General features: G+C 75.0%; 14 protein-coding genes, 1 tRNA gene and 1 riboswitch. Of the genes, 8 read left to right on the forward strand and 7 right to left on the reverse strand.

Annotated features, from left to right (window positions below):
- Nucleotides 1-3: 3 nt before the first annotated feature.
- A complete protein-coding gene (locus AB2L27_RS13440; RefSeq protein ID WP_370441984.1) occupies nucleotides 4-1,104 on the forward strand; it encodes an App1 family protein in 1,101 nt (366 codons plus the stop codon).
- Here the strand turns inward: AB2L27_RS13440 and AB2L27_RS13445 are convergent.
- A complete protein-coding gene (locus tag AB2L27_RS13445) occupies nucleotides 1,094-2,485 on the reverse strand; it encodes a cryptochrome/photolyase family protein (protein WP_370441985.1) in 1,392 nt (463 codons plus the stop codon). The two genes, AB2L27_RS13440 and AB2L27_RS13445, sit on opposite strands and share 11 nt — an antisense overlap.
- A 131-nt stretch (nucleotides 2,486-2,616) precedes the next feature.
- Between AB2L27_RS13445 and AB2L27_RS13450 the strand changes: the two genes are divergently transcribed.
- From AB2L27_RS13450 to AB2L27_RS13460, 3 genes are all read left to right on the forward strand, one after another.
- Nucleotides 2,617-3,300 (forward strand): metal-dependent transcriptional regulator, encoded by a 684-nt coding sequence (locus tag AB2L27_RS13450; RefSeq protein ID WP_370441986.1) that lies wholly within the window; start codon nucleotides 2,617-2,619, stop codon nucleotides 3,298-3,300.
- 323 nt (nucleotides 3,301-3,623) lie between these two features.
- Nucleotides 3,624-3,794, forward strand: a riboswitch (cyclic di-AMP (ydaO/yuaA leader).
- A 2-nt stretch (nucleotides 3,795-3,796) separates the two neighbouring features.
- Nucleotides 3,797-4,645: a C40 family peptidase gene (locus AB2L27_RS13455; RefSeq protein ID WP_370441987.1), complete on the forward strand. Its 849-nt coding sequence runs from the start codon at nucleotides 3,797-3,799 to the stop codon at nucleotides 4,643-4,645.
- 368 nt (nucleotides 4,646-5,013) lie between these two features.
- Nucleotides 5,014-5,508 carry an HNH endonuclease gene (locus AB2L27_RS13460; protein WP_370441988.1) on the forward strand — a complete coding sequence of 165 codons (495 nt, stop codon included), beginning with the start codon at nucleotides 5,014-5,016 and terminating at the stop codon, nucleotides 5,506-5,508.
- 32 nt (nucleotides 5,509-5,540) lie between these two features.
- Here AB2L27_RS13460 and AB2L27_RS13465 read toward each other — a convergent pair whose 3' ends face one another.
- Nucleotides 5,541-6,323, reverse strand: coding sequence for a potassium channel family protein (locus AB2L27_RS13465; protein WP_370441989.1), 783 nt, complete (start codon nucleotides 6,321-6,323; stop codon nucleotides 5,541-5,543).
- A gap of 159 nt (nucleotides 6,324-6,482) precedes the next feature.
- Between AB2L27_RS13465 and AB2L27_RS13470 the strand changes: the two genes are divergently transcribed.
- The gene (locus AB2L27_RS13470; RefSeq protein WP_370441990.1) at nucleotides 6,483-6,833 is read left to right on the forward strand and encodes a hypothetical protein; all 351 of its coding nucleotides are present in this window, start codon (nucleotides 6,483-6,485) and stop codon (nucleotides 6,831-6,833) included.
- The gene (locus AB2L27_RS13475; protein WP_370441991.1) at nucleotides 6,830-7,051 is read left to right on the forward strand and encodes an RNA-binding S4 domain-containing protein; all 222 of its coding nucleotides are present in this window, start codon (nucleotides 6,830-6,832) and stop codon (nucleotides 7,049-7,051) included. Before AB2L27_RS13470 ends, AB2L27_RS13475 begins: the two co-directional genes overlap by 4 nt.
- A gap of 12 nt (nucleotides 7,052-7,063) precedes the next feature.
- Here the strand turns inward: AB2L27_RS13475 and AB2L27_RS13480 are convergent, their stop codons facing one another.
- The 3 genes from AB2L27_RS13480 to AB2L27_RS13490 all read right to left on the reverse strand — a co-directional run bounded on the left by AB2L27_RS13480 (nucleotide 7,064) and on the right by AB2L27_RS13490 (nucleotide 8,826).
- The gene (locus AB2L27_RS13480; protein WP_370441992.1) at nucleotides 7,064-7,858 is read right to left on the reverse strand and encodes an aldo/keto reductase; all 795 of its coding nucleotides are present in this window, start codon (nucleotides 7,856-7,858) and stop codon (nucleotides 7,064-7,066) included.
- A gap of 10 nt (nucleotides 7,859-7,868) precedes the next feature.
- Nucleotides 7,869-8,708 (reverse strand): alpha/beta fold hydrolase, encoded by an 840-nt coding sequence (locus AB2L27_RS13485; protein WP_370441993.1) that lies wholly within the window; start codon nucleotides 8,706-8,708, stop codon nucleotides 7,869-7,871.
- A gap of 42 nt (nucleotides 8,709-8,750) precedes the next feature.
- Nucleotides 8,751-8,826 (reverse strand) — tRNA-Arg (locus AB2L27_RS13490).
- A 90-nt stretch (nucleotides 8,827-8,916) separates the two neighbouring features.
- Here AB2L27_RS13490 and ettA point away from each other — a divergent pair.
- Complete coding sequence (ettA, locus tag AB2L27_RS13495) at nucleotides 8,917-10,599, forward strand: energy-dependent translational throttle protein EttA (RefSeq protein ID WP_370441994.1); 1,683 nt, start codon at nucleotides 8,917-8,919, stop codon at nucleotides 10,597-10,599.
- Here ettA and AB2L27_RS13500 read toward each other — a convergent pair.
- Nucleotides 10,515-11,498 carry an acyl-CoA thioesterase gene (locus tag AB2L27_RS13500; protein ID WP_370441995.1) on the reverse strand — a complete coding sequence of 328 codons (984 nt, stop codon included), beginning with the start codon at nucleotides 11,496-11,498 and terminating at the stop codon, nucleotides 10,515-10,517. The genes ettA and AB2L27_RS13500 overlap by 85 nt on opposite strands.
- A 64-nt stretch (nucleotides 11,499-11,562) precedes the next feature.
- On the opposite strand from AB2L27_RS13500, the gene AB2L27_RS13505 reads away from it, so the two are divergent.
- Nucleotides 11,563-12,528, forward strand: coding sequence for a zinc-binding dehydrogenase (locus AB2L27_RS13505; protein WP_370441996.1), 966 nt, complete (start codon nucleotides 11,563-11,565; stop codon nucleotides 12,526-12,528).
- 90 nt (nucleotides 12,529-12,618) lie between these two features.
- Here the strand turns inward: AB2L27_RS13505 and AB2L27_RS13510 are convergent.
- Nucleotides 12,619-13,512, reverse strand: an 894-nt coding sequence (locus AB2L27_RS13510) for a phosphoenolpyruvate carboxykinase domain-containing protein (RefSeq protein ID WP_370441997.1), incomplete at its 5' end; no start/stop codon positions are given.

The following is a 13,512-nucleotide window of genomic DNA, read 5'->3' on the forward strand; positions in this document are numbered from 1 at the left end:
CGGGTGAGCAGCACCGAGCACCGGGACCCGCGCGAGACCGGCGGGGCGGTGGACCCGGCCCCGGTGTCCCGGCTGGGCGCCGCCCTCTTCCGCCTCGGGCGGGCCCGCCGCGACGTCCTGGCGGCGTTCCTGCGCCGGCGCGGGTGGAGCTTCGCCGTCCTGCCGTACCCCGGGTACGGGACGCCGGGACAGGTGCGGGTGCTGGCCCGCGTCGTGCTGGCCGCCCCGGGCCGGGAACCGAGCGACGTCCGCGGTGTCGCGGCCTGGCGGCGCCTGGTGACCCTGCAGCGCTCCCGCGTCGACGTCGAGGTCGGCACGGACGGCGGGCAGACCACCTCGACGGTGCGCAGCGGCCCGGGCGGTCTGGTCGACGCCGTCCTGCCCTGGTCCCTGCCGCCGGGGACGCACCCCGTCCGGTTCCGCGTCGGCGACCGCCCGGAGGTGGGGGCGACGGTCCACGTCGCCGACCCGGGGGCCGGGGCCGGGATCGTCTGCGACATCGACGACACCGCCCTGCTCACCGGCCTGAAGCACCCGCTGAGCGCCGCCTGGCGGACGCTCACGCGCGCCTTCGCGCAGCGCGCTCCCGTGGAGGGGGTGGCGGACCTGCTCGCCGCCGTGCACGGCGCGCACGGCGAGCACGCGCCGGTCGTCTACCTGAGCAACGGGCCGTGGAACTTCGCCGAGCCGTTGACGCGGTTCCTGGACCGCCACGGCTTCCCGCCCGGTCCGCTGCTGCTGACGGACTGGGGCCCGTCGCCGGAGGGGTTCTTCCGCGACGGCCGGACCCACAAGCGCCGCAGCCTGCAGCGGTTGCGGGCGCAGTTCCCCGCGGTCCGCTGGGTGCTGGTCGGTGACGACGGGGAGGCCGACCCGGTGGTCTACGGCGACTTCGCCCGCGAGCACCCCGGCGCCGTGGAGGCCGTCGTGCTGCGGCAGGTCGGGGCCGACGTCGGACCCGGCACCGCGCGGGAGGCGCCGGCGGAGGTGGTCGGCGGCTCGGTCCCCGTGGTGCGGGGACCGGACGGGCACGTGCTGCTGCGGCGGTACCGCGCGGCGACGTCGGGGGACGGTGGAGACCGTCCCCCGCGGCTCAGCCCTTGACCCGCGCGTAGTCGTCGAGGGCGACCCGCCGCTCGTGGGCGTGGTCGACGATGCGTTCGGGGTAGCCGTGGGCGTACCCGTCCGCCACGTCCCACGGCGTGTGCACGGCCCTGCCCGGCACGTGCCGCAGTTCCGGGACGTACCGGCGGACGTAGTCGCCCTGCGGGTCGAACCTCTGGCCCTGGGTCACGGGGTTGAACACGCGGAAGAACGGCGAGGCGTCGGTGCCGGACCCGGCGACCCACTGCCAGCCGTGGTTGTTGCTGGCGAGGTCGCCGTCGCGCAGCCGGTGCATGAACTCCCGGGCCCCGTGCCGCCACTCGACGTGCAGGTCCTTGACGAGGAAGCTCGCCACGATCATCCGGACGCGGTTGTGCACCCAGCCGACCGACCGCAGCTGCCGCATCCCGGCGTCCACGACCGGGTACCCCGTCCGCCCCTGCGCCCACGCGGTGAACGCCTCCCCGGGGTCGGCGTAGCGCAGGCCGGCGAGCTGGGGCTTGTAGTACTCCCGCGCGCTGTCGGGGCGGTTCCACAGGACGTCGGCGTAGAAGTCGCGCCAGCACAGTTCGGTCCGGTACGTCCGCGCCCCGTCCGACCGCTGGCGGCGCAGGTCCGCCAGCAGCGTGCGCGGGTGCAGCTCACCCCACTTCAGGGCGTGCGAGAGCTGGGAGGTGCCGTCGTGGTCGGGGCGGTCGCGCTCCTCGCCGTAGTCGGCCAGGCCGTGCTCGAGGAACTCCTGCCAGCGGTCGTGGGCGGCCTCCTCGCCGGCCTCGGGCAGCGTGAGGTCGCCGAGGTCGGGTTCGGCGGGCCAGTGCCGGCCGTCGACGCCCTCGCCCTCGCCGAGCCAGCGGACGTCGCCGGGCGGGTCGGCGGGGGCGGGCCAGCCGTGCTCGGACCAGGCGCGGGAGAAGGGCGTGAACACCTGGAACGGCCTGCCCGAGCCGTTGAGGATCGTGCCCGGCCCGATGGCGTACGGGGTGCCGGTGCGGACGAGTTCGCGCCGGTCCTCGGCCAACGCGGTGGCGACGGCGTCGTCGCGGCGGCGGCCGTAGGGCCCGGCGTCGGCGCTGACGTGGACGCGGCGGGCACCGACCCGCTGCGCGAGGCGGCGCACGACCTCGGCCGGTTCCCCGTGCTCCACGACGAGCCGGCCCCCGAGGTCGGCGTCCAGGGCGCGCAGCGAGCGCAGCAGGTAGGCGCGGCGGACGTCGCCGGAGGGGCCCCACAGCGCCGGGTCGACCACGAACAGCGGCAGCACCTCGCCGTCGCGGGCCGCGGCCAGCAGGGCGGGGTGGTCGTGCAGGCGCAGGTCGCGCCGGAACCACAGGACGGCGGTGCCGTCCCGGGTGCTCCCACTGGTGCTGCGTGCGGCCGTCACGGGCGCCGACGCTAGCCGCGGCGGGGCGGGCCCGCTATCGGGAGGCGTTCGCAGCTGCCCCGCGCCGCGGGCGGTGACGGACGGTGGGGACAGGGGTGCGACCACCGGCGCCGATGCCGGATGATGACCGGGTGAGCGATCTCATCGACACCACCGAGATGTACCTCAAGACGGTCTTCGAACTGGAAGAGGAAGGCATCGTGCCGATGCGCGCTCGCATCGCCGAGCGGCTGCACCACTCCGGACCCACCGTGTCCCAGACCGTGGCCCGCATGGAGCGCGACGGGTTGCTGCACGTCGGCACCGACCGCCGCCTGCAGCTCACCGAGGCCGGCACCACCAAGGCCATGCGCGTCATGCGCAAGCACCGGCTGACCGAGCGGCTGCTCACCGACGTCATCGGCCTGGAGTGGAGCCTGGTCCACGAGGAGGCCTGCCGCTGGGAGCACGTGGTGTCCGAGGAGGTCGAGAAGCGCCTCGTCGCGATCCTGGACCACCCGCACTTCGACCCCTACGGCAACCCCATCCCGGGGCTGCAGGAGCTGGGCGAGGGCGAGGCGGCCGAGACCTTCCGGTCCGGTGTGAAGCCGTTGACGGCCCCCGAGGTGGAGGGCCGGACCGTCGTCGTGCGCCGTCTCGGCGAGCCGTTGCAGACCGACGTCCCGCTGCTGGCGAAGTTCCACACCGCCGGGCTCGTGCCCGGGGCCGAGGTCGTGGCCACCTCCTCCGGCGCGGGGGTGGAGGTCACCGTGGGGGAGACCGTGGTGGATCTCACACCTGCCGAGGCGGGGCACATCTTCGTCGCCGTGGGCTGAGCGCCCGCCCCCCCGGCGGCCGGTCCCGCCACCACGCTCCCGGGGTCCCCGCCACCGGGGACCACCCCGACGGCCCCCGCGCGGGGGCGTTGCGGCGCAAGCCGTGACGCCCCACCGGGGGCCCTCGCTCGTCCCACGTTCACGCAGGTCAGCCGTCCGTGGTGGGATGTTACTCAGAGTAAGGGTATGATCGACGGCACGTCACCAGCTCGGCACCTGTTCGTCACCGGGCCGTGACATGCCGGTCGTCAACGGGTTATGGTCCACCCGCAACCACGACCACGCACGTGGATGCCCTCCCGCGGACGCCGAGCCCTGCCACCGCGACGAGGTCCCCGAGACATCACATGGCAGGGGTGGGGGAACCACGTTTCCCGGGCGATGCGCGACCGTCAGGTCCGCGGAGTCCTTGGGGTGAAGCCGGTGCGAACCGGCCGGGCGATACTCCCGCCCGAACCCGACAGCTCACCTCGCAGGCGTCGGAGAGGCCCTCACCTTGACGACTCGCGTCCAGGCGCGCCACCGCGCTGCCGTCCGCCCCCTCACGCCCCTGACCGACCTGTCGGACAGCGTCGCCCGCACCGCCGGAGGGGTCGCCCGCACCGGCGCCGTCGCCGCCGCTGCCGGTGGTCTGCTCGCCGCGGTCGCCCTGCCCGCCACCGCGGCCCCGGCCGCCGCGCCGACCGCGGTCGACACCTCGGTCGCCAGCACCGTCCCGGCGGCCTTCGGCGCCACCGCCCCCGGCGTCGTGTCCGCCCCCGCCACCGCGGCGACGCTGGCCACCACCGCCGCCACGTTCGCGGCGGCCCCGGCCCCCGCCCCCGTGGTCGTGGCCCCCGTCATCGAGCGCGCGACCCGCAGCGGCGACGCCGCCCCGGTCATCGCCTCCAGCGTCGCCGAGAGCGCCGTCGCGGTGGCCCAGCCCGCCGCCGTCGAGGCCGCCGCGCCGGCCCCCGCCCCGGCCCCGGCTCCCGCGCCGGTCCCGCTGGGTCAGCAGATCCTGTCCGTCGCCGACGACTACGCCGGTGTGCCCTACGTCTACGGCGGCACCACGCCGTCGGGCTTCGACTGCTCGGGCTACACCAGCTACGTCTACCGCCAGATCGGGGTGGACATCCCCCGCACCGCGAACGCGCAGAAGCAGGCCGCCGCGGGCATCTCGCGCGGCGACGCCGTGCCGGGCGACCTGGTGTTCTTCTCCAACTCCGGCGGTCGCGCCTACCACGTCGGCATCTACGCCGGCGACAACATGATGTGGGACGCCCCCCGCGCCGGGAAGCCCGTCCAGCTCCGCGCGATCTGGAGCAGCTCGGTCACCTTCGGCCGGCTGGCCCCCACGGTCTGAGACCGATCCGCCCACCAGGGGGCGGGCCCCCCCCCGCGGGGGCCCCCCCCCCGTGCGTGGCGGCCCGGCGACCCGTCCGGGCGCGTTCACGGGAAAGGTGCTGACTCCGCCACCACCGCGACGTACTCTGCCGTCATCGACGACGGGCAGCACCGACTCGCAGCACCGACTCAGGGGGGGCCGATGACCACACGTCGTGCCGGCGTCCCCGGCCGCCGCGCCGGAGCCGGATCGCACATACCGCACGGGCCCGCCGGGCAGCACGTCGTGGGGCACCACCGTGTGCACCACCACCATGCGGCCGTCGTCGTTCTCAGAGGCGCCTCCCCCGACGGGGAAGGCGCCTCTTGTCGTCTCAGGAGGTGGATGTGCGCACGCTCGTGCTGAACGCCGGCTACGAACCGCTCGCGGTCGTGTCCTTCCGGCGGGCCCTGGTCCTGGTCCTGGCGGGGAAGGCCTCGGTCGTCCTCGCCGACGCCGATCCCGTCGTCGGGGCTACGGTGAGCCTGGAACGCCCGTCCGTCATCCTCCTGACCCGCTACGTGCGGGTGCCGCGGGGCCAGGTCGTCCCGGTCAGCCGGCGCGGGATCCTGCGCCGGGACCACCAGCGGTGCGCCTACTGCCGCGGGCACGCCACGACCGTGGACCACGTGCTGCCCCGCAGCCGGCGCGGCCCGGACAGCTGGGAGAACCTCGTGGCCTGCTGCGTGCGCTGCAACAACGCCAAGGGCGACCGGACCCCGGAGGAGATGGGCTGGCACCTGCCGTTCCGGCCCGGCCCGCCGCGCGGGGCGTCCTGGGCGGTGCGCGGGGCCGACCAGCCCGACCCGCGGTGGGACTCCTTCCTGGCCACCGCCGCCTGAGCGAGGGCCGGACCCCGGCCCGGGGGCGTGGTTCAGCCGCCGGGGCGCGGGTCCGGCCCGCCCCGCTCCGCCCGCAGTTCCGCCCGCAGCTGCCGCACCTCCCGGGCCAGGGCCTGGACGTCGGCACGGGTCGCGGCGGCGGACTCCTCCTGCTCGTCGCTGACGCGGTCGATCAGCCACGAGGCCAGGGACGCGGTCACCACCCCCAGCAGCGCGATGCCGGCCAGCATGAGCCCGACGGCGACGAGGCGCCCGGTCCCGGTCACGGGGTACAGGTCGCCGTACCCGACCGTGGTGATGGTGGTCGCCACCCACCAGCAGGCGTCGGGGAACGTGGTGATGACGGCCGCCGGGTCGGTGCGCTCGGCCTCCAGGACGGCCAGCGCCGCGCAGAAGCCGACCACGGTCGTGGCGCTGACGACGTAGAGACCGACCCGCCCCCGCAGGGAGGACCCGCTGTTGCGGTTCAGGATCCGCAGGACGGTCAGGACGCGCAGCAGCCGCAGCGGCCCCAGGGCCGGCAGGACGAGCAGGGCCAGGTCCAGGGGGTGGGTCACGACGAACCGCACCCGGTCGTGCGCCTGCGCCAGCCGGCGCAGGTAGTCGACGCCGAACAGGACCCAGACCCCGGCCGTGACCGCCGTGCAGGCGTGGCGCGCGGGGGCGGGCAGGTCGGTGACCAGGATCGGCAGCGCGTAGGCGGCCAGCCACGCCACGGCCGCGGCCGCGAGGACGGGGCCGGGCAGCTCGGCGGGCCGGGTGACCGGTCGGGCGGTCGGCCGGGGGCCGGCGGGAGGGACGTCGGGAGGGGTCACGCAGGCCGCTTCCGGTGGGCTCGCAGGGGCTGGTCGAGGGTAGACCGTGTGCCCCCGGCCCCGGCTCGGTCCCGGCTCGGTCCAGAGGTGGACCCGGGGCGGCCGCGCCCGCGACCGGCGGGGGACGCGCCGCGGCCGGCCGGGTGCGAGGCTGTGGCCATGTCGGACCCACGGAACGAGAACAGGCGGCAGGGCGAGTCCCTCGACGCGGTCCTGCGCGGACTGCTGAAGCAGGGCAGGCTCGACCCGACGGCCGAGCGGCTGGCCGAGCAGGGCATCGACCGGCTGCGGTCCTTCCTCGGCAGCGGCCCGGCCCCGGGGACGGCCGCGACCCCGGAGGCGGAGCAGGTGCAGGACGCCGAGGTCGTCACGACCGGCCGCGAGATGCTCATGCACACCATCCCGCTGCCCGACGGCACCCGCGTGGAGGTGCTCGTCCCCGAGCGCCTCACCCGCGCCGAGGCCGAGCGCATCGCCACGGTGCTCGGCGCCCTGGCCGTCGACGAGTGAGCGGTACCGAGGAGGTCGAGGTCACCGGCGTCGTGCGGCTGGGGCAGTTCCTCAAGCTGGCCGGGGCCGTCGACACCGGCGGGCAGGCCCGCGAGGCCCTGCTGGCCGGGGACGTCACCGTCAACGGTGAGGCCGAGGACCGGCGCGGCCGCCAGCTCACCGACGGGGACGTCGTCGGGCTGGGCGGGGGCACCTGGGCCGTGCGCGTGACGGACTGACGCCCGCGGCCCTCAGCGGCCCAGGGCGTCGATCGCCGCGACCTCCTCCCCGCTCAGGGCGAACCCCTCGACGTCCCGGTTGCGGGCCTGCCGGTCCCGGTCCCCGGACTTGGGGATGACGACGACGTTGTGCTGGACGTGCCAGCGCACGACGACCTGCTCCACGCTCACCCCGTGCCGCTCGGCGGCCTCCCGCAGCGGGGCGGCCGTGCGGTCGGTGGCCTTGAAGGGGGAGTAGCCCTCCAGGACGACCCCGCGCTCGCGGTGGGCGGCGAGCAGGTCCGCGTCGTGCAGCGCCGGTCCCCACTTGACCTGGTTGACCGCCGGGGCGACGCCGGTGGCGGCCGTCAGCTCGTCGATCTGGGCCACCGAGTAGTTCGAGACGCCCACCGCGCGCACCCGCCCGGCCTCACGGGCGGCGACCATCCGCTCCCACACGTCGGGCCGGGCCTGCCCGCCGGGCGGCCAGTGGATCAGCCACAGGTCCAGCACGTCGACGCGCAGCAGCCGCCGGCTCCGGTCGCAGAACTCCTCCTCCCGGCCGGCGTGCTCGTGGTGCAGCTTCGTGGTGATCCGCACGTCGGGCAGCCCCGCGTCGGCGACGGCGCGGCCCACCTCGTCCTCGTTCTCGTACATCGTCGCGGTGTCCAGCAGCCGGTAGCCGACGTCGAGGGCGTCGCGCAGGGAGCGGTAGCCCGCCTCGCCGCGCAGGCCGTAGGTGCCGAGCCCGACGAGGGGCAGGGGCAGCGTGCCCCCACCGGTCGAGACCGCGGTGCGGACGTCGGTGGTCGCGGGGGAGTCGCTCACCTGCGCGACGCTACGTCCGCTGCGACCCGCGCGCAGCGGCGAGGACCGCCTCGGCCACCGCGCCGGGGGCGAGCTCGGGGATCCAGTGGCCGGTGTCGAGCTCGACGCGGCGGAACGGGGCGCGCACGTGACCGGCGGTCCCCTCGACGGCCGCCGCGGCGTAGAACGGGTCCCGGCGGCCGTGCAGGTACGTCGTCGGGACGTGGACCGGGCCCACCCCGGTGGCGAACGGCAGCGCCCGGTACCAGCCGAGCGCGGCGCGCAGGCTCCCCGGCGCGCTGTGCCGGCGGGCGTACCCGGCGGCCAGGTCGGCGGGCAACCCGCTGCGCCGCAACGACGCCGCGAGCACCCGCCCGCCCCCGGCCGTCAGCAGCCGCTCGGGCAGCACCGGCAGCTGGAAGAACCCGACGTAGGCCGAGCGCCACGCCTGCGAGGAGGACGTCACCGCGGCGCGGTAGGCGGCCGGGTGGGCCTGGGACAGCACGGTGAGCGAGGCCAGCCGGTCGGGGTGGGCCGCGGCGAACGCCCAGGCCACGACCCCGCCCCAGTCGTGGCCGACGAGGTGCACGGGTGCGCGCGCGGGGCCCTGCGCGGCGTCGAGGAGCGCGTCGACGTCGGCGACGAGCTCGGCCAGCGCGTAGTCCCGCCGCCGCGCGGGCCGGGCGCGCGCGCCGTACCCGCGCTGCTCGGGCACCAGCACCCGCAGACCCGCCGCGGTCAGGCGAGGCACCACGTCGTCCCAGGCTTCCGGCCCCTGCGGGAAACCGTGCAGGCACACGACCACGTCCCCCTCGGCGGGGCCGTGGTCGCCGACGCGCAGGTGCAGACCGGTGCGGGTGAAGGAGTCCACCGGGCCACTGTCCCCGGCCCGCCGGGGACGCGCAGGGCGGGGTGGCGCGCTCGGAGGGATTCGAACCCCCAACCAACCGGGTAGAAGCCGGTCGCTCTGTCCGTTGAGCTACGAGCGCAGGGCCGGCGGACCGGCTGGTGCAGCTGGTCGTCAGCGTAGCGACCCGACGGGTGGTGGGCGCCCCCGCGCCTGCGACTAGCCTGGGGTCGTGGCGGAATTCATCTACCAGATGCAGAAGGCGCGCAAGGCGCACGGGGACAAGGTCATCCTCGACGACGTCTCGATCTCCTTCTACCCGGGGGCCAAGATCGGGGTCGTCGGACCCAACGGCGCGGGGAAGTCGAGCGTCCTGAAGATCATGGCGGGGCTGGACCAGCCGTCCAACGGCGAGGCCCGCCTCTCGCCCGGCTACAGCGTCGGCATGCTCATGCAGGAGCCGCCGCTGGACGAGTCCAAGACGGTCCTGCAGAACGTCCAGGACGGCCTGGGCGAGCTGAAGACGAAGATGGACCGCTACAACGAGATCACGGGCCTGTTCGAGGACCCCGACGCCGACTTCGACGCCCTCATGGCCGAGATGGGCACCCTGCAGGAGGAGCTGGACCACGCCAACGCGTGGGACATGGACTCCCAGCTCGAGCAGGCCATGGACGCGCTGCGCTGCCCGCCCGGGGACTCGCCCGTGACGAACCTGTCCGGCGGGGAGAAGCGCCGCGTCGCGCTGTGCAAGCTGCTGCTGGAGGCGCCGGACCTGCTGCTGCTCGACGAGCCCACCAACCACCTGGACGCCGAGTCCGTGACGTGGCTGGAGCAGCACCTGGCGAAGTACCCCGGCGCCGTCCTGGCCGTCACCCACGACCGGTACTTCCTCGACAACGTCGCGCAGTGGATCCTCGAGCTCGACCGCGGCCGCGCCTACCCCTACGAGGGCAACTACTCCACGTACCTGGAGAAGAAGGCCGCCCGCATGGACGTCCAGGGCAAGAAGGACGCCAAGCTGGCCAAGCGCCTCAAGGACGAGCTGGAGTGGGTGCGCTCCAACGCCAAGGGCCGCCAGACGAAGTCCAAGGCGCGCCTGGCCCGCTACGAGGAGATGGCCGCCGAGGCCGAGCGGACCCGCAAGCTCGACTTCGAGGAGATCCAGATCCCGGCCGGGCCGCGCCTGGGCAGCGTGGTCATCGAGGCCAAGGACCTCAAGAAGTCCTTCGGTGACCGCACCCTCATCGACGGGCTGTCCTTCTCGCTGCCGCGCAACGGCATCGTCGGCGTCATCGGTCCCAACGGCGTCGGCAAGACGACCCTGTTCAAGACGATCGTCGGGCTCGAGGAGCTGGACGGCGGCGACCTGAAGATCGGCGACACGGTCAAGCTGTCCTACGTCGACCAGTCCCGCGGCGGGCTGGACCCGTCCAAGAACCTGTGGGAGACCGTCTCCGACGGGCTCGACTTCATCCAGGTCGGCAACCAGGAGATGCCCTCGCGCGCCTACGTCTCGGCGTTCGGGTTCAAGGGCCCGGACCAGCAGAAGCCGACCGGCGTCCTGTCCGGCGGGGAGCGCAACCGGCTCAACCTGGCCCTGACGCTCAAGGAGGGCGGCAACGTCCTGCTCCTGGACGAGCCGACCAACGACCTCGACGTGGAGACCCTCGGGTCGCTGGAGAACGCGCTGCTGGAGTTCCCCGGCTGCGCCGTGGTCGTCAGCCACGACCGGTGGTTCCTCGACCGCGTCGCCACGCACATCCTCGCCTACGAGGGCACCGAGGAGGACCCGGCGAACTGGTACTGGTTCGAGGGCAACTTCGCCGGCTACGAGCAGAACAAGGTCGCCCGCCTCGGCCCCGACGCCGCCCGCCCGCACCGCGTGACGTACCGCAAGCTCACCCGCGACTGAGCGTCACCGTCGCGGCCCCCGGGGTTGGAGTCGTTGACGCGGACCATGCCCTCCTGCGCGACAGTCGCCACCAGCCGGCGCTGCCGGTCGTACATCCGGCCCGTCGCTAGGCCCCGCGCCCCGGAGGCGTTGGGGCTCTCGGCCGCGTAGAGGATCCACTCGTCGGCCCGCGCCGGGCGGTGCCACCACATCGCGTGGTCCAGGCTGGCGACGTTCATCCCCGGCGTCGCCCACGCCAGCCCGTTCCGGCGCAGGACCGGTTCGAGGATGCTGAGGTCGCTGGCGTAGGCCAGCGCGCCGCGCTGGACGAGGTCGTCCCCGGGCAGGGGGGCGTCGAGGCGGAACCAGACCGACTGCCGTGCCCGGTGCTCGGGGTCGGGCGCGGCGTACAGGGTCGGTTCGACGTGCCGCAGCTCCACGTGCCGGCCCCGGCCCAGTTGGTGGGCCAGCGGGTGGTCGGAGGCGTCCAGGACGGCGTAGTCGCTGACCACGTCCTCGGGGTCGGGCACGTCCGGGGCCGGTTCGGCGTGGTCCAGGCCCTCGGCGGGCGTCTGGAAGGACGCGATGCCCGACAGGATCGGCACCCCGTTCTGGGTGGCCTGCACGCGCCGGGCCGAGAAGGACCGCCCGTCGCGCAGCCGTTCCACCGCGAACGCGACGGGCACCGCCGGGTCGCCGGGGCGCAGGAAGTAGGCGTGCAGGGAGTGCAGGACGCGGTCGGTCCCCACCGTGCGGCCGGCCGCGACCGCCACCTGGCCCAGCACCTGCCCGCCGAACAGCCGCCGGCGCCAGTGCATCAGGTTCGGGCCGGTGAAGACGTCGACGGCGGCGTCGCCGGGGGAGCCGGCCGGGTGGACGTCGAGGACGTCGAACAGGGGGGACGCGGGGTGGTCGGGCACCTCGGCACCGTACCGACCGCGGCACCGCGGGTGCGCCCGGGCGGGCGGGGGTAGCGTCGCGCGCGTGCTCGCCGCCCGCGCCGTCCGCGCCAGTCCCGACGACCCGCTGTCCGCCCTGGAGGTGGCTGACGCCCCGGCGGCCGAGGCCCCCGCGGGCTGGGTCCGCGTCGACGTGGAGGTCGCCGCGCTGAACCGGCACGACCTGTGGAGCCTGCGCGGGGTGGGTCTGCCCGCCGACCGCCTCCCGATGGTGCTGGGGTGCGACGCGACGGGGACGCTGGAGGACGGGTCCGCGGTCGTCGTGCACGCCGTCGTCTCCGGCGACGACGTCCGTGGTGACGAGACCCTGGACCCCCGGCGGACGCTGCTGTCGGAGCTGCACCCGGGGACGCTGGCCGAGCACGTGTGGGTGCCGCGGCGCAACGTGCTGCCGCGCCCGGCGGGGTGGTCGCCCGAGCGGGCGGCCTCGCTGGGGACGGCCTGGCTGACGGCCTACCGGATGCTGTTCACGCAGGCGCGGGCCGTGCCCGGTCAGACCGTGCTGGTCCAGGGGGCCGCCGGTGGTGTCTCGAACGCGCTCGTCGCGCTCGGGGCGGCGGCCGGGTTGCGGGTCTGGGTGGCCGGGCGCTCGCCCGAGCGGCTGGAGAAGGCTCGCGCCTGGGGCGCGGCGGCGACGTTCGCCGCGGGGGAGCGGCTGCCCGGCCGGGTCGACGCGGTGTTCGAGACGGTGGGCAAGGCGACGTGGAAGCACTCGGTGCAGTCGCTCACACCCGGCGGGTGCATCGTCGTGGCGGGCGCGACGACGGGCGGGGACGCGCCGGCGATGCTCGAGAACGTCTTCTTCAAGCAGTTGCGGGTCCTCGGGTCGACGATGGGGACGCGCGAGGAGTTCGAGCGGCTGCTGCAGTTCTGCGACACCGCCGGCCTCGCACCCGAGGTCGACTCCGTGCACGCGCTGGCCGACGCCCGCGAGGCGTTCGCCCGGCTGGAGTCCGGTGAGGCCGTCGGCAAGGTCCTCGTGCGCGTCTGACCCGACCCGGCGGGGGAGTTCACCGCCGCCACGTCCTCCCGGCGAGCCCGGTGCCCGGTGGACGTGACGGCGGTGGTCTGTGGGGACGACTCAGTCGGTCGTCCACTCCTCCCAGCGGCGCTGCTCCCAGCGCACCGCCCGGAGTTCGTCGCGGATCTCGTGGAGGCGACGGGACAGTTCGGTGGGGAGCTTGTCGCCGAACCGTCCGAAGTACGCCTCCAACTCATCCAGCTCCGCAGCCCACGCCACCGGATCCACCGCGAACAACTCCGCCAGATCAGCACCCGGCACGCCCAACCCGGCCACGTCCAGATCACCAGCAGCAGGCACCAACCCCACCGGCGTCGACACCGCACCGACCCGTCCGGCCAACCGCGCGCAGATCCACGCGATCACCCGGGAGTTCTCCCCGAACCCCGGCCACAAGAACCGCCCATCACCACCCCGACGGAACCAGTTCACCCCGAACACCGCCGGCGGCTGCGACAACCGCCGACCCATCCCCACCCAGTGCCCGAAGTAGTCAGCCATGTCGTACCCGCAGAACGGCACCATCGCGAACGGATCGTGGCGCAACTGCCCCACCGTCCCCTCCGCCGCCGCCGTCTGCTCACTGGAGACCGACGCCCCCACGAACACCCCACCCGCCCAGTCCGGGGCCTGCGCCACCAACGGCACGTTGCTGCGCCGCCGCCCCCCGAACAACACCGCATCCACCACCACGCCCTGCGGGTCCTGCAGGTCCCCGGCGATCGAGGGGCACTGCGCCGCGGCCACGGTGAACCGGGCGTTGGGGTGAGCCGCCGGCCGCCCACACCCCGGCGTCCAGTCCCGGCCCTGCCAGTCGACCAGGTGCGCCGGGACCTGCTCGGTCATCCCCTCCCACCACACGTCCCCCTCATCGGTCAGGGCCACGTTGGTGAAGATCACGTCCCGGTCCAGCATCTGCATCGCCGTCGGGTTCGTCGACCACCCCGTCCCCGG

The sequence above is a fragment of the Kineococcus halophytocola genome (assembly GCF_041276425.1).
Taxonomy (GTDB): domain Bacteria; phylum Actinomycetota; class Actinomycetes; order Actinomycetales; family Kineococcaceae; genus Kineococcus; species Kineococcus halophytocola.

Coding starts and splice junctions, on each gene's coding strand:
- AB2L27_RS13470 (WP_370441990.1), top strand. CDS start 6,483: ATGTCGGACCCACGGAACGAGAACAGGCGGCAGGGCGAGTCCCTCGAC.